This window comes from Actinacidiphila sp. bgisy160, assembly GCF_057707815.1.
This window is the reverse complement of record NZ_JBYIQW010000030.1, coordinates 72358-90298: the sequence shown is the minus strand read 5'-3', so window position 1 is coordinate 90298 and position 17941 is coordinate 72358. Positions and strand designations below refer to the sequence as shown.

Genomic DNA, 17941 nt, shown 5'->3' with positions numbered 1-17941 from the left:
CTTCGACCTTGCTCCCCCCCCCCCCCCCGACGAGGCGCCGCCACTGACGTGACGGCGCCTCGTCGGCCGGACATTCAGCTGTTGTTCTACTCGCCGGCAGTGGGCAGCGCGTTCTTTCGGATCACGTCCGCGTACCAGTGGGCACTCGCCTTCGGGATACGGCGCTGCGTCGAGTAGTCGACGTAAACCGTGCCGAAGCGCTTCGAGTAGCCGTAGGACCACTCGAAGTTGTCGAGGAGCGACCACAGGAAGTAGCCGCGGACGTCCGCGCCATCGGCGATGGCTTGACGTACGGCGTCCAGGTGGGCGTGGAGGTAGGCGATCCGCTGCGGGTCGTTCACCACGCCCTCGGGCGAGATGTAGTCGTCGAAGGCGGCGCCGTTCTCGGTGACCATGAGCGGCAGCTCGGGGTGCGACTTCGCCAGGTCGGTCAGCAGGGTGTGCAGTCCCTTGGGGTCGATGGCCCAGTTCATCGCCGTCACATTGTCGTTGGCGAGGTGGAACGCGATGTGCTCGGAGCCGGTCCACGGCGAGTGGTCGCTCGCACCGTGGCCGTCGTTCTTGGTGTTGCCGGCGCCGTCGGCGGGCAGCGAGACGACGGTCGGCGAGTAGTAGTTGACGCCGAGCACATCGATGGGCCGGGAGATCTCGGCCAGGTCGCCGTCGTGCACCAGACTGTCCCAGTCGACGATGTGCGCGGTGTCCTGGCGCAGGTCCTCGGGGTAGGCGCCGTCGAGGATCGGGCCGGTGAAGACCCGGTTGCCGACCGCGTCGATACGGCGGGCGGCATCGACGTCCTCGGCCCGGTCGGTGAGGGGGCGCACCTGGTGCAGGTTGAGCGTGATGGAGGTCTGGGCGGATGCCGGCAGAGCCGCGCGCAGTGCCCCGATCGCGAGGCCGTGGCCCAGGTTGAGGTGGTGGGCGGCGCGCAGGGTGGCGGCCGGGTCCGTGCGGCCCGGTGCGTGCACTCCGGAGCCGTAGCCGAGGAACGCCGAGCACCAAGGCTCGTTCAGCGTGGTCCACACGCCGACCCGGTCACCGAGCGCGCGGGCCATGATGTCGGCGTACTCGGCGAATCGGTAGGCGGTGTCACGGTCCGGCCAGCCGCCCGCGTCCTCCAGCTCCTGGGGCAGGTCCCAGTGGTAGAGGGTGGCGACGGGGGTGATGCCGGCCTCCAGCAGTTCGTCGGTGAGCCGGCGGTAGAAGTCCAGGCCCCGCTCGACGGCAGGCCCGCGCCCCGTGGGCTGGACCCGGGACCACGAGACGGAGAACCGGTACGCCCCCAGGCCGAGGTCCTTCATCAGGGCCACGTCGTCGCGGTAGAGGTGGTAGTGGTCGGCGGCGATGTCGCCGGTGTCGCCGTTGCGCACCTTGCCGGGGGTGTGGCTGAAGGTGTCCCAGATCGACGGGGTGCGGCCGTCTTCGGCGGCGGCTCCCTCCACCTGGTACGCGGCGGTGGCCGCCCCCCAGATGAAGTCCTGCGGGAAGGAAGTGGCCGAGGCCGGCCGAGCGCTCGCCTCGGGTCGTACGGCGGTCATGCTGAGGACGCTCCAAAAGGATCGGTGAACAGGCCGGACAGCGTGGTCCGGCACGGAAGAAGGATGTGGGCCGCGGGGGCGGGTGCCCGTCCGGTACCGGCCGCACGGTGTACGGACCGGTGGACGGGAAGCCCTCCCGGCGCGGGCGGGGTCAGCCCTTCACGGCGCCCGCCATGATGCCCCCGACGATCTGCTTGCCGAAGATGACGAACACCAGCAGCAGCGGCACGGTGCTGATCAGGGCGCCCGCCATGACGATGCTCTGGTCGGGGGTGTAGGAGGCACTGAGCTGGCCGAGGGCCACCTGGATGGTGGGGTTCGTCTGGTTCAGGGCGAGGAAGGGCCAGAAGAAGTCGTTCCACGCCTGCACGAAGGTGAGCATGCCCAGCACCATCATCGCGGGCCGCGCCACGGGCAGGACCACGCTCCAGACGATCCTGAGGTTGTTCGCGCCGTCCACCTTGGCCGCCTCGACCAGCTCGTACGGCAGGGCCTCGAGGAGGTACTGGCGCATGAAGAAGACACCGAAGGCGCCGACCAGGGTCGGGAAGATCACCGACTCCAGCTGCCCGCCCCAGCCGATGTCCGCCATCAACTTGAAGAGCGGGACGACACTGAGCTGCGGCGGGATGGTGAGGGTGGCGATGACTGCCGTCATCAGGAAGCCGCGCCCGCGGAAGCGCATCTTGGCGAAGGCGTAGCCGGCGAGCGTACAGAAGAACAGCGTCGCGATCGTGATGCTGCCGGCGACGATGACGCTGTTGACGATGGCTTTGCCGAGGTTCGCCTGTTCCCAGGCCGACTGGAGGTTGCTCCACAGTCGGCCGCCCGGCACGAGCGGCGGCGGGGTGTCGAGCACCCGCTGCTGATCATGCGAGGCGGCCACCAGGGTCCAGTACAGGGGGAAGATCGACCCCAGGCCGACGATGACGAGGGCCGCGTAGGTCAGTGGGCCGCCCTTGAGCTGCTGGCCGGCGCCGAGCTTCAGGCGGTTGCGCCCCTTGCCCTGGGTCTCGGTCCGCCCTGTGGGAGCGAGGTTCGGTGCGGTGCTGGTGGGACTGGTCGTGGTCATCGAATTCGCTCCCGTCAGGCCGCGCTCTTGCGCACGAACCGGCTGACGATCCAGTTGATCAGGGCTATGAGCAGCAGCAGGACGAGCATCGCCCAGGCCACGGCCGCGGCGGGGCCCAGGTGTCCGAGCTTCCAGCCGTAGTTGTAGAGATAGATGCTGAGGGTCTCGTACTGGTGCTCACTGCCACCGGTGGATCCGAGGGTTCCGCCCTGCAGCAGCAGAGGCTCGCCGAACAGCTGCATGGAGCCGATCGTGGAGATGACGATCGTGAACAGGATCGTCGGCCGCAGCGAGGGAATGGTCACCTTGCGGAACTGCTGCCACCGCGAGGCCCCGTCGATCGAGGCGGCCTCGTACAGATCGGTCGGCACCGCCTGCATGGCGGCGAGGTAGATGAGCGCGTTGTAGCCGGTCCAGCGCCAGATCACGATGACCGAGATGGCGATCTTGGACGTCCAGTGACCGTTGCCCCAGTCGGTGTTGCCGGCGCCGAAGAAGTGCAGCACCCAGTTGAGCAGGCCGCCGTCGGCTCGGAAGACCAGCGCGAAAACCAGCGCGGCGGTCGCGACCGAGGTGGCGTAGGGGGTGAGGATCACGGTCCGCCAGAAGGTGCTGGCACGCAGCTTGTAGTTGAGCAGGTGCGCGAGGCCCAGCGCGACGAGCAGCTGCGGAACCGTGGAGATGACGCCGATCACGAAGGTGTTGGAGACCGACGTCCAGAACTCGGAGTCCTGGAGGATCTTGGCGAAGTTGTCGAAGCCGACCCACTCCGACTGGTTGAGACCCGTCAACTCGACCCGGTGCAGGGCTATCCACCCGGTGTAGATGAGCGGGTAGAGACCGAAGGCGCCGAAGATGAGGAAGAAGGGGGCGATGTACGCGTAGGGCGACGCCATGTCGTCGAAGCGCCACAGCCGGCTTCGCCACGCCCGCCGACGTCCGTTCGACGCGGATCCGGAGCCGCCGGACGGCGGGCCGTAGGCGTCGCGGGTGGGGGTTGTTGTTGCCACGGAGGAGGTCCTTGTCTGGGATTCGGCCGGGTGAGGACGGGACCGAAGACGTGATGCGCAGGGCCGGATGCCGGTCCCCTCACGCCCCAAAGTCGGTACGGTAACGGCTCGCCTCGCGCGCCGGCCGTGAGGTACGTGCGAGGCAGGGCCTGGCAGCCGCCGGACAACCGGCCCCGTCGTCGCTCACCTGCGGCGACCGGATCCAGCGCCGGGACCGGCAGTGGTCGGCGGCCGGAGGATCCGGGGCGGTGCGGGGACGGCGCCGGAAGGCGCCGCCGCGCTCAGCGCGCCACGGAGCCGGGTGGCCGCCGTGGTCAGGACCTTGCCTGGCCCGGACCCGCCGTACCGGCCCGGACGAGCCGAGCCGGCGCGGCGGGTCCGGTGCGGGCGGCGGTCAGGGCCCCGCCCGCACCGGAGTGCGTCAGCCGATCGCCTTGTCGATCGTCTCCGTCGCAGCCTTCCACGCGTCGGCGGGCTTGGTGCCCCGCTGCTCCATGTTGTTGATCTGGTTGGAGATCGCGTCCTTGATCACGCCGTCCTTCGGGCCGAGCACGGCCTCGGGGATGGTCTTGGCCTCCTCGGCGTAGATCTGGCCGATCGGCGCGCCGCTGAAGTACTCCAGCGTCGCGTTCTTCACGTCGGGGAGCTCGTAGGCGCCCTGGTTGGACGGGAAGATACCGGCCGCCTTGAACACAGCGGCCTGCTGCTCGGGGGCCGTCAGCCACTTGACGAGGTCGGTGGCCTCCTTGACGTGCTTGCCGCCCTTGGGGACGGCCAGGAAGGAGCCACCCCAGTTGGCCGCGGTGGAACCGGGCGCGCGGGAGATGTCCCACTTGCCCTTGTAGGCCTCGCCGGAGTTGTTGGAGATCTGGTTGGCCATCCACGCGGGGCACGCCACGGTGGCGACGGAGCCCTTGCGCAGCGCGGCGGTCCAGGCGTCGGTGAACTGCGGCAGGCCCTGGGTCAGCTTCTTCTGCGCGGCCTCGGCGGCCAGGTCCCAGCCCTGCTGCACGGCCGGGCTGTCCTTGTAGACCGGCTTGCCGGCGGCGTCGTAGTACTGCTTGGCGTCCGAGCTGACGACCGCGTTGTACATCGCGCTCGCGGAGTCCATGAAGAAGGTCCCCTTGGGCGCCTTCGCCTTGTACTGCTCACCGAGCTTGAGGTAGTCCTCCCAGCCGCCCGCGACGGCCTTGGCGACGTCCTCGCGGTCGCTCGGCAGGCCGGCCTGCTCGAAGAGGTCCTTGCGGTAGCACAGCGACATCGGACCGATGTCCGTGCCGGCGCCGATGACCGCACCGTCCTTCGTGGTGGCCTGCTTCTCCTTCCAGGACACCCAGTCGTTCACGTCGATCGACTTGCTCAGGTCGGCGAACTTGTCGGCCTGGGTGTCGACGACCTCCTTGATGCGGCCGACCTCGATGCCGGTCACGTCCCCGAGACCGCTACCGGTGTTCAGCTGCTGAAGAAGCTTCGGGTAGTAGTCCTGCTCGTTGGCAGTGACCTCTTCCTTGACCGTGATGTTCGGGTGGAGCTTGTGGTACTGGTCGAACAGACCGGCTTCCTTGTAGCCGAACTGTCCGTAGTCAGCCACGGTGAGGGTGATGCTGCCGTCGGAGCCGGACGCGTCCGAATCGCCGCCGTCACTGCCGCATCCCGTAAGCAGTACTGCCGAGGCCGCCACGACCGACGTGGTCAGGGCCGCCACTTTGCGGCCGCGACCGCCGCCGGTGCCAGTTATGCGCATTCCACTACTCCTTGTTCCAGTGGGGAACGGACCTAAGGATCCGGGCCGCCAGCGGTCGACGGTCCGCACCTGTCCCTTTCGGGTCGAGCAGTGGCCAGCATCACGGCAAGGCGTGTGATGCAAAAGTGCTGGTCACGTCGCCTTCGATGCGCGATCGTAGGGACAGGCCTTCGGTTCTTCGAGGCCGCGCGAGACGCCCCCGACCATCCGTGGGACCGCTCCCACGCGGCATGCCGGAAGACTCCTTCGTGGGAGCCCAGATGTCAAGAGTTGAAAGCAGCGTCGTTGCCTAAGCGTGTCCCACACGTCACGCCGATGTGTCCGGCTCCTGGCTGGCCACCACCGGAAACCCGCAGGTCACGACCTGTTTACCGCGATGACTCGGCCTACCTGACGGTGCCGGGGGCGAACCACGAGGTTTCAGGGGTCACAATGAAGCAGTCCATGCGAAACGCCGGAAGGTAAAGATGAGTCCTGCCGCACAGCCACCCGAGACCACCCGTGCCAGGCGTCCGACGCTTGAGGCGGTAGCCGCTCGCGCCGGTGTGGGCCGCGGCACGGTCTCCCGGGTGATCAACGGCTCCCCCCAGGTGAGCGACCGCTCCCGCGCTGCCGTCCAGCGAGCGATCGCCGAACTCGGCTACATTCCCAACCGCACGGCCCGCTCGCTTGTCACCCGTCGCACCGATTCGGTCGCCCTGGTCGTCCCTGAGACAGAGACCCGGCTCTTCTCGGAGCCGTACTTCTCAGCCATCATCCGCGGCGTGACCTCAGGTCTCGCGGGCACCGACATGCAGTTGCTCCTGCTGCTCGTACGCGACGAGAGCGAGCGAGCCCGCCTCGCCACGTATCTGACCGAACAGCGCGTGGACGGCGTTTTGATGGTGGCGGTTCACCGCGACGACACTCTCCCCGACCTGCTGTCAGAACTGGCCATCCCCACCGTCCTGGCCGGACGTCGCGGCCCTGCGGAACCCTTGGGACATGTACAGGCCGACAATCAAGGCGGCGCCCGAGCGGCCGTCCGGCATCTGCTGGATGGGAACCGGCGAAGCATCGCCACCATCACGGGACCACTCGACATGGACGTCGCCCAGGCCCGCCTCGACGGCTACCGCGAGGCCTTGCAGACCGCAGGCATCACGGTCGACGAGGGACTGATCGCGACCGGTGACTTCACCGAAGAAGGCGGGCAGGCGGCCATGCGTGAACTACTGGAAAGACGCGGCCACCTCGACGCCGTGTTCGCCGCCTCCGATGTGACGGCCTCCGGCGCCATGCTCGCGCTTCGGGCCGCAGGCCGGCGGATACCCGACGACGTCGCCGTCATTGGGTTTGACGACTCGATCGTGGCCCGGCACACCGAGCCCCCGCTGACCAGCGTGCGCCAGCCGATCGAGGAGATGGGCCACACCATGGCGAGCCTGCTGCTGGATGAGATCGCGCAACGTGGCACGGGCCGGCGAGAAGTCGTCCTGCCGACGCGACTGGTGGTACGCCAGTCGACGTGACACCGCCGGTTCGAGGGAACCCTCACCGGTCAGCCTGGCGGGCACGGCAGCCGGACTCCGTGACGCGGGTGTGGCGACATGGGCGAGCACCGCGCCATCAGGCCAGGCTTTTGTTGATTCGGAGGGTCGTGCGCCGGCGGTGGAACCCTCGCCAAGCCGCACGAGGATGAACGCGGCACGCACCGGCACCAGGGCCGCAGATGCCGTCGCGCCACCTCGACGGACTCACCGACGGGGCGCCGCGGGCCTCGCCCTTGCTGCGTTTGGCCGCTTCCTAGGAGCGTCCGCAATCCATGGGTGTGGAGGCCACCACCCACGCGCCGTCGGTCCATGACGCGGTGCCGGTGGCCGGCATCCGGAAGGAACCCGTACACCACTTCCAAGGACGCAACGCCAGCCGAGCGCGTCCTTGGGCCGGGTGTGTTGCCCTGCCCGGCCGGGCCCGCGATGTTCTTGGCTCCGGGCTGAGTGGTGCGGGGACACAACTTCGCCCGCGATACCAGGAACTCGATGGTGCGGCAGCGGCTCATGTCCATTCCGGCCTCGGCTGGCCGGCGCAGTTCATTGCGGTCCCTCTGGCCTTGATGGGCGTGAAAGGTATTTGAGAGGATTATTCGGTACGTGCGGCGATCAAGGGGACACGTAGCGAGGGGGCACGCCCATGGGGCCGGAATTGGAGGCGCTTGCCGCTGCCGGCAGTGCGGCCGTGGTGGCCGCCGCCGGCACGGACGCGTGGGGCACGCTGCGACACGCCGTGGCCCGGTGGTTCGGTCGCGGCGACGGCGGGCGACAGCAGGCCGAGTGCGAACGACTCGAACAAACCGCACTCCTCGTGGGGGCCGAAAGCGCACATGACGAGCCGGCACGGGTGAGGAGCCGCCAGATCGCCTTCTGGCAGGACCGCTTCCGGGACGTACTGGAGCGCGCGGATGGTGAGGAGCGGCAACGGCTTGCCGCTGAGTTGAGGGACCTCCTGCACGAGCACGCAGCTGCACGGACCGTGACAGGCCATGTTGCGGCGGGACGTGACATCACCATCCAGGCGGAGGGCGGTTCGGTTGCCGCCTCGGTGATCCATGGGGGTGTGAGCATCAGCCGCCCTCCCGCGCCGGATCCGTCCCAGGGCTGAACGGACCGGCTCACCCGAGCCCACCCGCGCACGGGGTCGACGATGGTGCGTGCGCTGCCGCAGTGAGCGGCGACCTGAGGATCGAAGCACGGGACGGCTCGGTTGCGGCCGGGAGGATCGACGCACTTCATGTGCATCCTGCACCGCGCCTGCCGGTGTCCTTCCCCCATCGGGTGGGGGCTGGACTGCCGCGCCGGGCGGAGGCGTTTCAGGAACGCCGGGCTCTCACGGAGCTCGAGCGCACCCTCGCGAGGCAGGGCACGGCGGTGCTGTCCGGGATGGGCGGGGTCGGCAAGACTCAGCTCGCCGCCGAATTCGCCCGGCGCCGGTGGAGCACCGGGGACGTGGACATGCTGTTGTGGATTGCCGCTGACAGCCGGGACGCCGTCGTGAGCACCTACGCGCAGGCAGCTCGTGATCTGGTACTCGGGCTCGACGACGATGATGCCGAACAGGCAGCCTCCCGCTTCCTGGTCTGGCTGGCAGAGGAGGCGGGGCGTTGGTTGATCATCTTGGACAATGTGCACGACGCGACCGCCGTCCGAGGGCTCTGGCCGCCCGACCGGCACGGTGGCTGCACGGTCGTCACCTCCAGGCGCCGGGATGCCACGCTTCAGGCCGGCCGAGAACTACTGGAGGTTGGGGTGTTCACTGAACGGGAAGCGGTTGGCTATCTGACGGCGCGGCTTCCTGAGCAACTTGCTGATGACGCCGAGGGGGTTGCCGAGGACCTCGGGCTCCTTCCGCTGGCGCTCGGGCACGCGGCGGCGTATATGCTCGACCAGGATCTGACATGTGCGGCCTACCGTCGCCGCTTCGCTGACCGCAGTCGTAGACTTGGCGGCCTCTTCCCTGACGAAGCGGCACTGTTCGACGGCACCACTCACACGGTTGCCACGACCTGGGCGCTGTCGATGGAGGCCGCCGACCGCTCCGCCCCTGTCGGCCTGGCCAGGCGCGTCTTGGCCCTGAGCGCGGTCCTCGACCCGAATGGGATCCCGGAGGCAGCGTTCACCACCAGCAGCACCGTTGCGTTCGTCGGCAGGGGACTTTCCGGGGCTGACGCTTTGCTTGCCGGTTCGGATGTCCGGGACGCACTGCGTATCCTGCACCGCTTCAGCCTTGTCACGCACCAGGTGGCGCTGGTGCGGGTGCACGCGCTCGTCCAGCGCGTCGCTCGCGAGGCCTTGTCGGAGGACCAGCTCACCGCCACGGCGAGGGCGGCTGCCACGGCGCTCGTGGAGGTCTGGCCTGAGAACGATCGCGGCACGGAGGCGCAACTGCTGCGGTCCAACGCCACTGCCATCCACGACACGGTCCCTGACGCACTTTGGGAGGAGCACGAGGGTGCGCATCCGGTACTTCTGAGAACGATTCGGAGCCTGGCTGACGCGGCGATGCTGACCACGGGCATCGACTTCACTCGCCGTCTCGCCGATGAGGCCGGCCGGCGACTCGGCAGTGACCATTCGGACACGTTTGTCATCTGTGGTCGGCTTGTCGACCAACTTGGCGACGCCGGGGACCTCGACGAGGCGGTCGCGCTGGGAGAGGCGGTAGTCGCCGATGCGTCCCGGCTACTGGCGCCGGACCATCAGATCACCCTTTCGGCCCGCCGCACACTCGGCTATCAGCGCGGTCTGGCGGGCGACCCCGGTTCCGCGGCGCGCGAACTTCGCACGGTACTGGAGGACTGGACGCGTAGGTTCGGCCCGGATGATCCAGTCGGCTTCGAGATCGCCGACCAGCAGGCGTACTGGCAGGCGAAGGCCGGGGACACCTTGGGTGCGATTGCCAGGCTCCGTGCTCTCCTCCCGGCGGTGGTGCGGACCCTCGGTGCCGACCACAGGGACACCTTGCAGATTCGTGGCAATCTGGCGTTCTGGCTGGGTGACGCGGGGGACCCGCACGCGGCAGCAGTCGCGCTGCGGGAGGTTGTGGACGACATGGTGCGGACCCTCGGTGCCGGCCATCGCGACGTGTCGGTCGCCAGGCACAACCTGGCCCACTGGATCGCTGAAGCCGGTGACATCGCCGGCGCCGTGGCGGAGCTGGAGACGCTTCTGCCGGAACGGTTGCGCATGTTCGGGCCCGACCACCGGGACACACTGGTCACTCGCGGGCGGCTCGCGGAACTCCATGCCCTGCTTGGCGATACCCAGGCGGCTGTGACCGAGCTGCAGGCCGTTCTCGCCGGCCAGCTCTCGCGGTTCGGTGCGATTCACCCCGAGACCATGACCACCCGCCACGAACTTGCCCAGCTTCGGGGCTCCGCGGGGGACCCCGCGTACGCGGTGGCGGAACTGCGTCGCCTGCTATCCGACCAGGAGCGCGTCCTGGGCTTGAACCACAGCAACACCGTCGCCACGCGCGCAGCCCTCGCCCATTGGGAGGGGCAGGGCCCGCTGCCGTCCTGACCGGACCGGGGACGCAGCACAGCGCCGGTTGCCTTGATGCGTCATCGGGATGGCCCACCCGACGCGCTCAGCCACTGGTGACGGAGCTCTTGGTCCGGTGGCACCGCGATCCCGACCTGCCCGACATCGGTAAGGTCCATGGCGGGTGGGCCGGAAGGGCCCCGGCCGGGGTCAGCCCAGGGCCTCGACAGCTGTTTCGGCGACGGCCATGAGTGAGGCGCGGTCGGGATTGATGGAACCCATCACCTTGAGTCCCTGCATCGTCACGACGAGGTAGCGGGCCAGATCGCGGGCGTTGCGCGTGTCGGGCAGCTGACCCGATGCCTGGGCCGAGCTGATGACGTCGCGCAGGGCGTCCTCGATCGAGGAGGTCGTCGCACGCACATGCGCCGCGACCTTGGGGTCCTGGGCGACGCGGTCCGTCGTGGCGCCCACGATGAGACACGACTTGCGGGCGCCGTCTTGGACGATGCCGTCCACCGTCGACACCAGCACCTCGCGCAGCAGGTCGCGCGCCGGCGTTCCGGCGTGCAGCATGTCGATCAGCGGCACGGCGTACAGCTGGCGATAGCGGTCCATGGCCGCCAGGTACAGGCCCTCCTTACTGCCGAAGGCCGCGTACAACGATCCCCGGCCCACTCCGGTGGCCTCCACCAGGTCCTGGATCGAGGTGCCCTCGTAGCCCTTGTAGCGGAAAGTGTCCATGGCGGCATGTACGGCCGCTTCAGTGTCGAACTCTCTGACCCTCGCCATGTCGCAAGGTTAACCTTTTCGGAATGAACAGTCAAAATTGCGAGGATCGAGCGTCGCCCGATGCCCTCGGCCGGATCGGTCCGCGCGCCCAGCCGGCGGCATCCGGCCATGGAGACTCCACGAAATTTCGTTACACGGACGAGGTGACCACTGCTACATTTCCGGAGGCCGTGCGAGAGATCGAGGAGGTGGTACCCGTGAACGCAGTATCGACATGGGTGCTCCCCTCCGGGGTCACGGTCGGGCGATAGACAGGTCGTCCGGGAGCGCCGTTCCAGCGCACTCCCGAAAGGCACGACCATGCACTTCACTTCCGAACAGCGCGTCGACGGCGACGTCCTCGAGCGCGAGTTCACCCTCGGCGAGATCCCCGGCATCCTGTGGACACCCGCATCCGCATCCGCACCGCTGCCGCTGATCCTGCTCGGCCACCCTCCCCTTGGCCTGCGCAAGATGTACCCCCGACTGGTGGACCGGGCCCGGCACTCCGCGGCGGGGGGCTTCGCCACGGCCACCATCGAGCTCCCGGGAAGCGGCGACCGGCCCCGATGGCCCGCCGCCGAGCAGGCCCGCGCCGACCTGCGCCGGGCGATGGAGGCCGGCGAGCCCGTCAGCGACGAGATCGTCGACGCCCTCATCCTCCCGCTGGTCGACAAAGCGGTCCCGGAATGGCAGGCCGCCCTGGACGCCCTCATGTCGCTGCCCGAGATCGGCGGTCCGGTCGGGTACTCGGGGGGAGTCATCTCCATCGGCATCCGGCTGGCGGTCGTCGAGCCGCGCATCGTGGCCGCCGGTCTCTTCGCCGGGAGTCTCGTGCCTCGCGCCATGTTCGAGGAGGCCCGCCAGGTCACCATTCCGCTGCACGTCCTACTGCAGTGGGACGACGAAGGGAACGACCGGCAGGCGTCCCTGGACCTGTTCGACGCCTTCAGCTCCAAGGAGAAGTCCCTGCACGCCAACATGGGCGGGCACACCGGCGTCCCGCAGTTCGCGGGGGACGCCGCGGCCCGGTTCTTCACCCGGCATCTGAAGTGAGGCCGTACCGTCAGACCGGCAGCACACGGTAGCTGATGCAGGCCGGCATACCGCTCATGGAGGACAGGCGCCGGTCCTCCGCAGTCCTCCGCAGCGGGGCCCCTGCTGAACTCTCGGCAGGGGCCCGTGCTGCCTGAGGTCATGAACCGTTCGATTTCTGTAGAGCTCTGAGTGCCGCCACATCGTTTACAGGTGCTGTCGGTTCTCGTGAACAAAGCCAATCGAGGACAAGGCCGGGGCCGGCTCGTCGTGCCGACGCTGCCGGCAGCTCACGCAGCGCTTGGCGGCGCCTGTCGGCAGTCGGGGGATCGGTTCAGCGGTTGCGAATGTGGAGCTGGGTGTAGTCGAGAACGAATGAGGTGGGTCCGCTGATGAGGGCGCGTCCGTCGGGGCTGCGACGCACGACTCGGCGGAAGTGCGGGAAGGTGATCCCTTCCACCGTTTTCATGTCGTACGTGTAGTGCGCGGCGACACCGCTGACGACGTCGGCGACGTAGTCCATCCGCCGGAGAAGGAAGTCCTCGCCGAAGTAGAAGGTCTGGACCTTGGTGTGTGTGGGGAAGTGGTCGGGGTGGGTGACTTCCAGCCGGCGCCAGGTCTCGCCGTTCTCGGTGTGGGGTTCGAGTTCGCGTGTTGAGAATCCGGGTTCGCTGAAAATGAACGGGATGGTCAGGTAGTTCCACACGGCGTAGCCGGCGAAGTATGTCAAGTGCAGCTCGTCCCACGGTGTTTCCCTGACGTGGCCGGCGAATGCGGCGCGGGGCTGGTTCCGTTCCGCGACCACGGAACCGTCGGGGCGTTCGATCCACACGCGGTCGGGGGTGAAGATCCAGCGGTTCTCGGACTCGCGGTCGAGGTGCAGGAAGGTTGTCCGGGGAGTGTGCGCGTCGATGGACGCGATGGGGAGGAAGTGTCCCGGGAAGCCCTTCAGGTCGAGCAGTGCACCCCAGAAGTTGAAAGTGACGTCGATGGCTCCGACTTCCTGCCACCGATTCGTGCCTCCGTGCGCGTTGATGACGGATCGCAGCAGGTCGGACATGGGCGTACTCCTATTGTCTCGGTCGGTGACGTGCTTGTGTCACTGGGCCGCAGCCGGCTCCGGTCGGCACGAGGCTCACGTCCTTCAGGCCCGGGCCGGCCGGCGACGGCTGACGTGCACGTGGCCGGCCAAGCCCCACCGGGGCGCGACGGCCGCCACAGTCCGTCCCCGCGAGGCCAGCGGGTGTCGAAGCGACGAGCCGGCCGGCCGTGACCGGGGTTCCCGGCCGTCCTGGGGCGCGACGCCGGCTGTGGTCCTTTGGGGCTCACGAGCAGGGAGGCGTCGTGATCCGCAGTGGTCCGCGCCATCTGTTGCGGACTCGCCTCGAGGGACTCGGTATGGCTCCTTGCCGTGCGCACCCCCGACGCCGGCTGATCCGCCGTGACGACGAGGCCTTACCGAGCTGCCGCACGACCGCGTGATTTTGGACCTTCTTCTCGCCCACGTCAAGTCCCGTGTTGTCGGAACGTGACCCGGCACCGTGGCTCGGGCCTACTGGAGATGCGGGCCTCGCGGGACAGGAAATACGAGGCAAGCCCAGCAGAAGGAATTCCTCACCCAGGTGTTCCCGTCGCTGGTCCGGATATTCCTCTGGCATTCCCATTTCGATTCCCATCTAAGGAGTTCGGTCATGTTTCACAAAACTCAGGCTTCCGGTCAGGTTCGTTCCCCGCGTCGTGGGCTGCGAGCGGTGGTGCTGTTCGCATCGGCCGGTTTGATCTCCGGGGTCATCGCCCTGCCGGCCTCGGCGGCGACGGTGGACATGAGTAGGAGCACCACGGCCACGGCAGGTGTGGTGACCGACGGCGGAAAGGGCGGCGAGGGCGGCGCGGGCGGCAGCAGTGTCTTCGGTCCCGGCGGGGCCGGCGGTTCCGGTGGTTCCGGCGGCGGCAGTGTCTTCGGCAACGGTGGGGCCGGCGGTTCCGGTGGTTCCGGCGGCGGCAGCGTCTTCGGCCCCGGCGGTGGCGGCGGTGGCGGTGGCGGCGGTGGCGAAAGCGTCTTCGGCAACGGGGGCAGGGGCGGCAATGGTGGTTCCGGCGGCGGCAGCGTCTTCGGCAACGCCGGTAACGGCGGCAGCGCGGGCTCCGGTGGGGACAGCGTCTTCGGCGCCGGCGGTGGCGGCGGCAACGGAGGCTTCGGCGGGAACAGTGTCTTCGGCGATGGCGGCAACGGCGGAAAGGCCGGCGGCGGTGGCGGCAGCGTCTTCGGCCCTGGTGGCCCCGGCGGTGTCGGTGGCCCCGGCGGGATCAGCTTCTTCTGAGCACCGTTGGCGATCCTCTGACACCTCTTGGAGACGGCCCGCACCGCCGAGCGATACGGGCCCTCCACCCCGGGTCCCGGCCTCAGGCCTTCGGGCCGGCCGGGACCCGGGGCCTTTCTCACGCGGTTCCGCCGCGGATGTGGAGTATCCAGTGAAGTCACACGGCGTATGGAAGCGTCCTTTGGTCCTGGTGGTCACGGCGGCCGCGATCGCCGGCGGCGTCGCCTGCTCGTTCGAGGGCTCGTACGGAGGATCCTCGGCCGCCCAGACCCGCCACGACGGCAGTTCGGGAGCCGATGGTGCTCGCGGAGCCGACGCCGTCACCGGTCTTCCGGCGGGTTGCGCCCGTGGCGGGGAAGGCGGCAAGGGCGGGGCAGGTGGCAAGGGGGGCCGGCCCGGCGAGCCAGGGCAGCCCGGGCAACCGGGGGAGCGGGGTGGGGCGGGGTGTCTGCGGCTCGCTGACCTGCCGGACAAGCCCGCGGAGAAGCTGTCGGCGGTGGACAAGGTGCGGATCGTATTGACCGTGACCTCCGGCCATGCCACCCGTGCCGAGGTTGCCGAGAAGTACAAGGTTCCCGAAAAGACGTTCGATACGTGGAAGGAGCAGGTTCTGGGTGGTGACTGGCTCGGGTTGTTCGGGGAGGGTTTCCCCTCCTCGACCTGATGCCCCCGCGCGGGCTGCCCCGGACGCTGACATCCCCGGTATGCCCCGGCCCGGTGCGGCCGGGGCATACGCATGCGGCGAACCCGCACGGACGCTCGCACCGGCTGCAACTTTGCGGCTGCGCGGGCCGGATCGACCTCGCGGGGCCGCGGCGTGGCCATCTCCATGGCTGCGTGCGCCCCTGGGGCTGCGCTGTGACGCCACCGGTATCGGCTGCCGCCCTGCTCCATTGGGCCGGCAGGCGCAGGGCGGTCTAGGACGGGCTGCTGGGTTCGGTGCCGTGGACGAGGAGGATCTGGTCCGGGTCGTCTCCTGGGGTGAGGCTCAAGATCAGGGGGCAAGGTCCCCACTTCGATGGATCAGGCCCACGACCGGCATCATGCCGCACGAAGATCACGTCACGTGAGCAGCCTCTAAGCCCTGATTGATACGGCCGACCTGGCGGCCTGCTCGATCTTCGCGCGGTAGGTCGCACGGGCTTTCTCGTCGATCGGCCTCTCGTGCTCGGCGCGCAGCCCGGTCCGGCCGTCGAGGCCCTCGCGCAGGATATCGGCGTGCCCGGCATGCCGGATGGACTCGCCGAGGACATGGACCATGACGGCGAACAGGTTCGTGTCGGCATGAGGCTCCGGCCACCACGGCACGTGGCCGGGCGCGTCGAGGGGAAGCTCGTTGATCGTCGCGTCCGAGTGTTCCCACGTGCGCCGGTAGAACCCGGTGATCTGATCGCGGGTCTCGTCCTCGGTCGCCCACAGATCGCTGCCGTCGGAGTCCTGCCACCGGGGCAGCGGTTCCGGGGAAGGGCGGTCGAAGACCTCGCCGAAGTACCTGGCCTCGACGCTGGCCACGTGTTTGACCAGGCCGAGCAGGTTGGTGCCGGTCGCTGTCAAAGGCCGGCGGGCGTCGTATTCGGACAAGCCGTCGAGTTTCCAGAGCAGTGCCTTGCGGTCCTGCCGCAGTCTCCCGTGCAGGTTGGCTTTCGCGAATCCATCGATCATGCGGCATGAGCCTGCCATGGGCTGCTCGTGCTCTCAAGATCCCGTACGTGGTCCGCAAAGACCGGCAGAGCCGAGGCCTGGCCATGGCCGGCGCAAGCGCGACACCGGCAACCTTGCCGCCGCCGGCCTTCGTCAAGTCACCCGGTTCGTAGCTCTTATCAGCCGAGCCGACCGGAGCAAAGCGCATGAGCATGACCAGCCGCAGGGACATCAGCGCGGTCCGAACATGCGGCCGCGGAAGTTTTCGCAGCTGGTGGGAAATTACGTGACCGTCGACAGTCAGCGGGGCGTGCTGACGTGCGACGCGGTACTCGGTGGCCCGCGGGCTTCCGGCGGGTGCCGGCCGTGGCGCGGCGGGCACCCTCGTGCGTCACCCGCCCGCGGTTCCTTGCCGCGAAGCCCGCGCACTGCCTGCCGCGCTGCCACCGGGCGGGGCCGTCGGCGCGGAGCGTCATGTCTTCCCAGCCGCCGTCACACCATCCGCGGGGCACGAAGTCGGGGATGGCCGGCCAGACGCTCGCCCACGAGGGTGCACGGTCGAGATGTGCTTGCCGCCGTCCATGCGCACCCGCAGGTACTGGTTCCGGGAGCCGATGTGACCGCCTCGCGGGGCTTTTGAGCCGGATCTCAGTAGGTGGTTTCCTGGCCTCGGCGGGCCGGTACGCCGTTGTGGCGGCGGATGTACTCCCCGGTGCTCACTGGACGGTCCAGGCACGGAGCTGCCGGGCGATCTGCGAGACGCCCACGCGGCCGGCGGAGGCGTCGCGGACGAGGTCGGCGGCGACCTTCGGCTGGTACTCCAGCCTGTGCCCCTGCAACTGGAGGTAGGCGACCGCGCTCATCCACGCGAACGCCAGGTTGGAAAACTCCAGGCACGGGAGTTTGGCGAGGGTGTGGAGCAGCGCGGCGGCCTTGATGGCGTCCGAACCGTACACGTCGCGGTCCATGGCGCGGGCCTGGGTGCGGGCTACGGCGGCGAACAGCGGCCCCAAGTCCTCCACCTGCGGGTCGCCCGTGATGTGCTCGGCCGCGTGCAGCAGGAAGCGTACGTCGATGGGGGCGACACTCACGCGGCGCGCTCCCCGGCCCGGTTGGGCTCGTCGTTCTCCAGTTCCGCGCGGGCGGCCGCCTCCCGGACACGGGCCTCTTCGTCGGGCTGGTCGTCTCCGAGTTCGGCGAAGGCCTCGCGGGTGTACTCGTAGGCGCTCCGGGCGGCCTCGAGGAACTTCACCTCGATGGCAGTGGCGCGCTCGTAGGCGGCGGAGAGCACGTACTCCTGCAGGCTCACGCCGGCGGCCTTGGCGGCCGTGGCGATGGCCTCGTACTGGTCCGGGTCGGGGAACCGGAGGCTCATGGCCTTCTTCTCGGATGATGCGGTCATGGTGGCAACGGTACCACTGGTGGCATCCGTCGAGGCAGGGCATCCGGCGGGCCGGCTTGCCGGTCCCCTTCCACGCCTGCCCACCGCCGAGCCGCAGCGTCCGCCGGTGCCCAGTGTGGTTTGCATTCGTCTGGTTGAAGTTCGGACATCCCCGCCTGTGCGGGAAGACGTGCGTGGCGCGGCGCATTGGGTGGGAAGTTCGCCGGCGCGGCGATGGAGCCCCGGGGCGAAGGATCCGCATCGAGGCCGAGCTCTGGAGGCGGGGGATCGTGGAAAGGGCCCGTGGGTCCATTAAGCGGAGCGTGGCCGCCTCCGAAACGGAGCGTACGGCTGCCCGCTCGGCTCCCCTGCGAGCGAGCCGGCCGACAGGGACGAAGAAGCGCGCAAGG

15 protein-coding genes are annotated in these 17941 nt (G+C 68.9%); 6 read left to right on the top strand and 9 right to left on the bottom strand.

The features are described 5' to 3' along the window. Positions 1–86 precede the first annotated feature (86 nt). The 4 genes from AC3EUJ_RS23115 to AC3EUJ_RS23100 all read right to left on the bottom strand — a co-directional run bounded on the left by AC3EUJ_RS23115 (position 87) and on the right by AC3EUJ_RS23100 (position 5364). Positions 87–1538 carry a GH1 family beta-glucosidase gene (locus AC3EUJ_RS23115; RefSeq protein WP_431964288.1) on the bottom strand — a complete coding sequence of 484 codons (1452 nt, stop codon included), beginning with the start codon at positions 1536–1538 and terminating at the stop codon, positions 87–89. Positions 1539–1689: 151 nt separating this feature from the next. Further along, a complete protein-coding gene (locus AC3EUJ_RS23110) occupies positions 1690–2610 on the bottom strand; it encodes a carbohydrate ABC transporter permease (RefSeq protein WP_431964286.1) in 921 nt (306 codons plus the stop codon). Between the two features lie 14 nt (positions 2611–2624). Then, positions 2625–3620, bottom strand: a complete 996-nt coding sequence (locus AC3EUJ_RS23105; protein WP_431964284.1) for a carbohydrate ABC transporter permease — start codon at positions 3618–3620, stop codon at positions 2625–2627. 421 nt (positions 3621–4041) lie between these two features. Further along, positions 4042–5364 carry an ABC transporter substrate-binding protein gene (locus AC3EUJ_RS23100; RefSeq protein WP_431964282.1) on the bottom strand — a complete coding sequence of 441 codons (1323 nt, stop codon included), beginning with the start codon at positions 5362–5364 and terminating at the stop codon, positions 4042–4044. Between the two features lie 467 nt (positions 5365–5831). Here AC3EUJ_RS23100 and AC3EUJ_RS23095 point away from each other — a divergent pair, with 467 nt between their 5' ends. The 3 genes from AC3EUJ_RS23095 (at position 5832) to fxsT (ending at position 10421) form a co-directional block, all read left to right on the top strand. Next, positions 5832–6875, top strand: a complete 1044-nt coding sequence (locus AC3EUJ_RS23095) for a LacI family DNA-binding transcriptional regulator (RefSeq protein ID WP_431964280.1) — start codon at positions 5832–5834, stop codon at positions 6873–6875. A 661-nt stretch (positions 6876–7536) separates the two neighbouring features. After that, a complete protein-coding gene (locus tag AC3EUJ_RS23090; RefSeq protein ID WP_431964278.1) occupies positions 7537–8004 on the top strand; it encodes a hypothetical protein in 468 nt (155 codons plus the stop codon). A gap of 62 nt (positions 8005–8066) precedes the next feature. Further along, positions 8067–10421: an FxSxx-COOH system tetratricopeptide repeat protein gene (gene fxsT, locus AC3EUJ_RS23085; protein WP_431964276.1), complete on the top strand. Its 2355-nt coding sequence runs from the start codon at positions 8067–8069 to the stop codon at positions 10419–10421. 171 nt (positions 10422–10592) lie between these two features. Here fxsT and AC3EUJ_RS23080 read toward each other — a convergent pair whose 3' ends face one another. Then, positions 10593–11174 carry a TetR/AcrR family transcriptional regulator gene (locus AC3EUJ_RS23080; RefSeq protein WP_431964274.1) on the bottom strand — a complete coding sequence of 194 codons (582 nt, stop codon included), beginning with the start codon at positions 11172–11174 and terminating at the stop codon, positions 10593–10595. 300 nt (positions 11175–11474) lie between these two features. Between AC3EUJ_RS23080 and AC3EUJ_RS23075 the strand changes: the two genes are divergently transcribed. Further along, positions 11475–12209 (top strand): alpha/beta hydrolase, encoded by a 735-nt coding sequence (locus tag AC3EUJ_RS23075; RefSeq protein ID WP_431964272.1) that lies wholly within the window; start codon positions 11475–11477, stop codon positions 12207–12209. Between the two features lie 313 nt (positions 12210–12522). On the opposite strand, the gene AC3EUJ_RS23070 is transcribed toward AC3EUJ_RS23075, so the two are convergent. Further along, on the bottom strand, positions 12523–13248 hold the full coding sequence (locus AC3EUJ_RS23070; protein ID WP_431964270.1) for a hypothetical protein: 726 nt from the start codon (positions 13246–13248) through the stop codon (positions 12523–12525). Between the two features lie 562 nt (positions 13249–13810). On the opposite strand from AC3EUJ_RS23070, the gene AC3EUJ_RS23065 reads away from it, so the two are divergent. Both AC3EUJ_RS23065 and AC3EUJ_RS23060 read left to right on the top strand, forming a co-directional pair. Beyond that, the gene (locus AC3EUJ_RS23065; protein WP_431964268.1) at positions 13811–14509 is read left to right on the top strand and encodes a hypothetical protein; all 699 of its coding nucleotides are present in this window, start codon (positions 13811–13813) and stop codon (positions 14507–14509) included. A 190-nt stretch (positions 14510–14699) separates the two neighbouring features. Further along, on the top strand, positions 14700–15173 hold the full coding sequence (locus AC3EUJ_RS23060; protein WP_431964292.1) for a DUF1153 domain-containing protein: 474 nt from the start codon (positions 14700–14702) through the stop codon (positions 15171–15173). Positions 15174–15586: 413 nt separating this feature from the next. Here AC3EUJ_RS23060 and AC3EUJ_RS23055 read toward each other — a convergent pair whose 3' ends face one another. The 3 genes from AC3EUJ_RS23055 to AC3EUJ_RS23045 form a co-directional block, all read right to left on the bottom strand. Further along, positions 15587–16171, bottom strand: coding sequence for a DinB family protein (locus AC3EUJ_RS23055; protein ID WP_431964266.1), 585 nt, complete (start codon positions 16169–16171; stop codon positions 15587–15589). A gap of 695 nt (positions 16172–16866) precedes the next feature. After that, complete coding sequence (locus AC3EUJ_RS23050) at positions 16867–17241, bottom strand: fic family toxin-antitoxin system, toxin component (protein WP_431964264.1); 375 nt, start codon at positions 17239–17241, stop codon at positions 16867–16869. Beyond that, on the bottom strand, positions 17238–17552 hold the full coding sequence (locus AC3EUJ_RS23045) for a type II toxin -antitoxin system TacA 1-like antitoxin (protein WP_431964262.1): 315 nt from the start codon (positions 17550–17552) through the stop codon (positions 17238–17240). The genes AC3EUJ_RS23050 and AC3EUJ_RS23045 overlap by 4 nt, the downstream gene beginning before the upstream one ends. Positions 17553–17941: the final 389 nt, after the last annotated feature.

Bases quoted from the DNA above. Each gene is read 5' to 3' on its own strand.
- AC3EUJ_RS23055 (WP_431964266.1), bottom strand. From the start codon at position 16,171: ATGATCGATGGATTCGCGAAAGCCAACCTGCACGGGAGACTGCGGCAG.
- AC3EUJ_RS23045 (WP_431964262.1), bottom strand. From the start codon at position 17,552: ATGACCGCATCATCCGAGAAGAAGGCCATGAGCCTCCGGTTCCCCGAC.
- AC3EUJ_RS23075 (WP_431964272.1), top strand. From the start codon at position 11,475: ATGCACTTCACTTCCGAACAGCGCGTCGACGGCGACGTCCTCGAGCGC.
- AC3EUJ_RS23090 (WP_431964278.1), top strand. From the start codon at position 7,537: ATGGGGCCGGAATTGGAGGCGCTTGCCGCTGCCGGCAGTGCGGCCGTG.
- AC3EUJ_RS23080 (WP_431964274.1), bottom strand. From the start codon at position 11,174: ATGGCGAGGGTCAGAGAGTTCGACACTGAAGCGGCCGTACATGCCGCC.
- AC3EUJ_RS23100 (WP_431964282.1), bottom strand. From the start codon at position 5,364: ATGCGCATAACTGGCACCGGCGGCGGTCGCGGCCGCAAAGTGGCGGCC.
- AC3EUJ_RS23110 (WP_431964286.1), bottom strand. From the start codon at position 2,610: ATGACCACGACCAGTCCCACCAGCACCGCACCGAACCTCGCTCCCACA.
- AC3EUJ_RS23070 (WP_431964270.1), bottom strand. From the start codon at position 13,248: ATGTCCGACCTGCTGCGATCCGTCATCAACGCGCACGGAGGCACGAAT.
- AC3EUJ_RS23115 (WP_431964288.1), bottom strand. From the start codon at position 1,538: ATGACCGCCGTACGACCCGAGGCGAGCGCTCGGCCGGCCTCGGCCACT.
- AC3EUJ_RS23095 (WP_431964280.1), top strand. From the start codon at position 5,832: ATGAGTCCTGCCGCACAGCCACCCGAGACCACCCGTGCCAGGCGTCCG.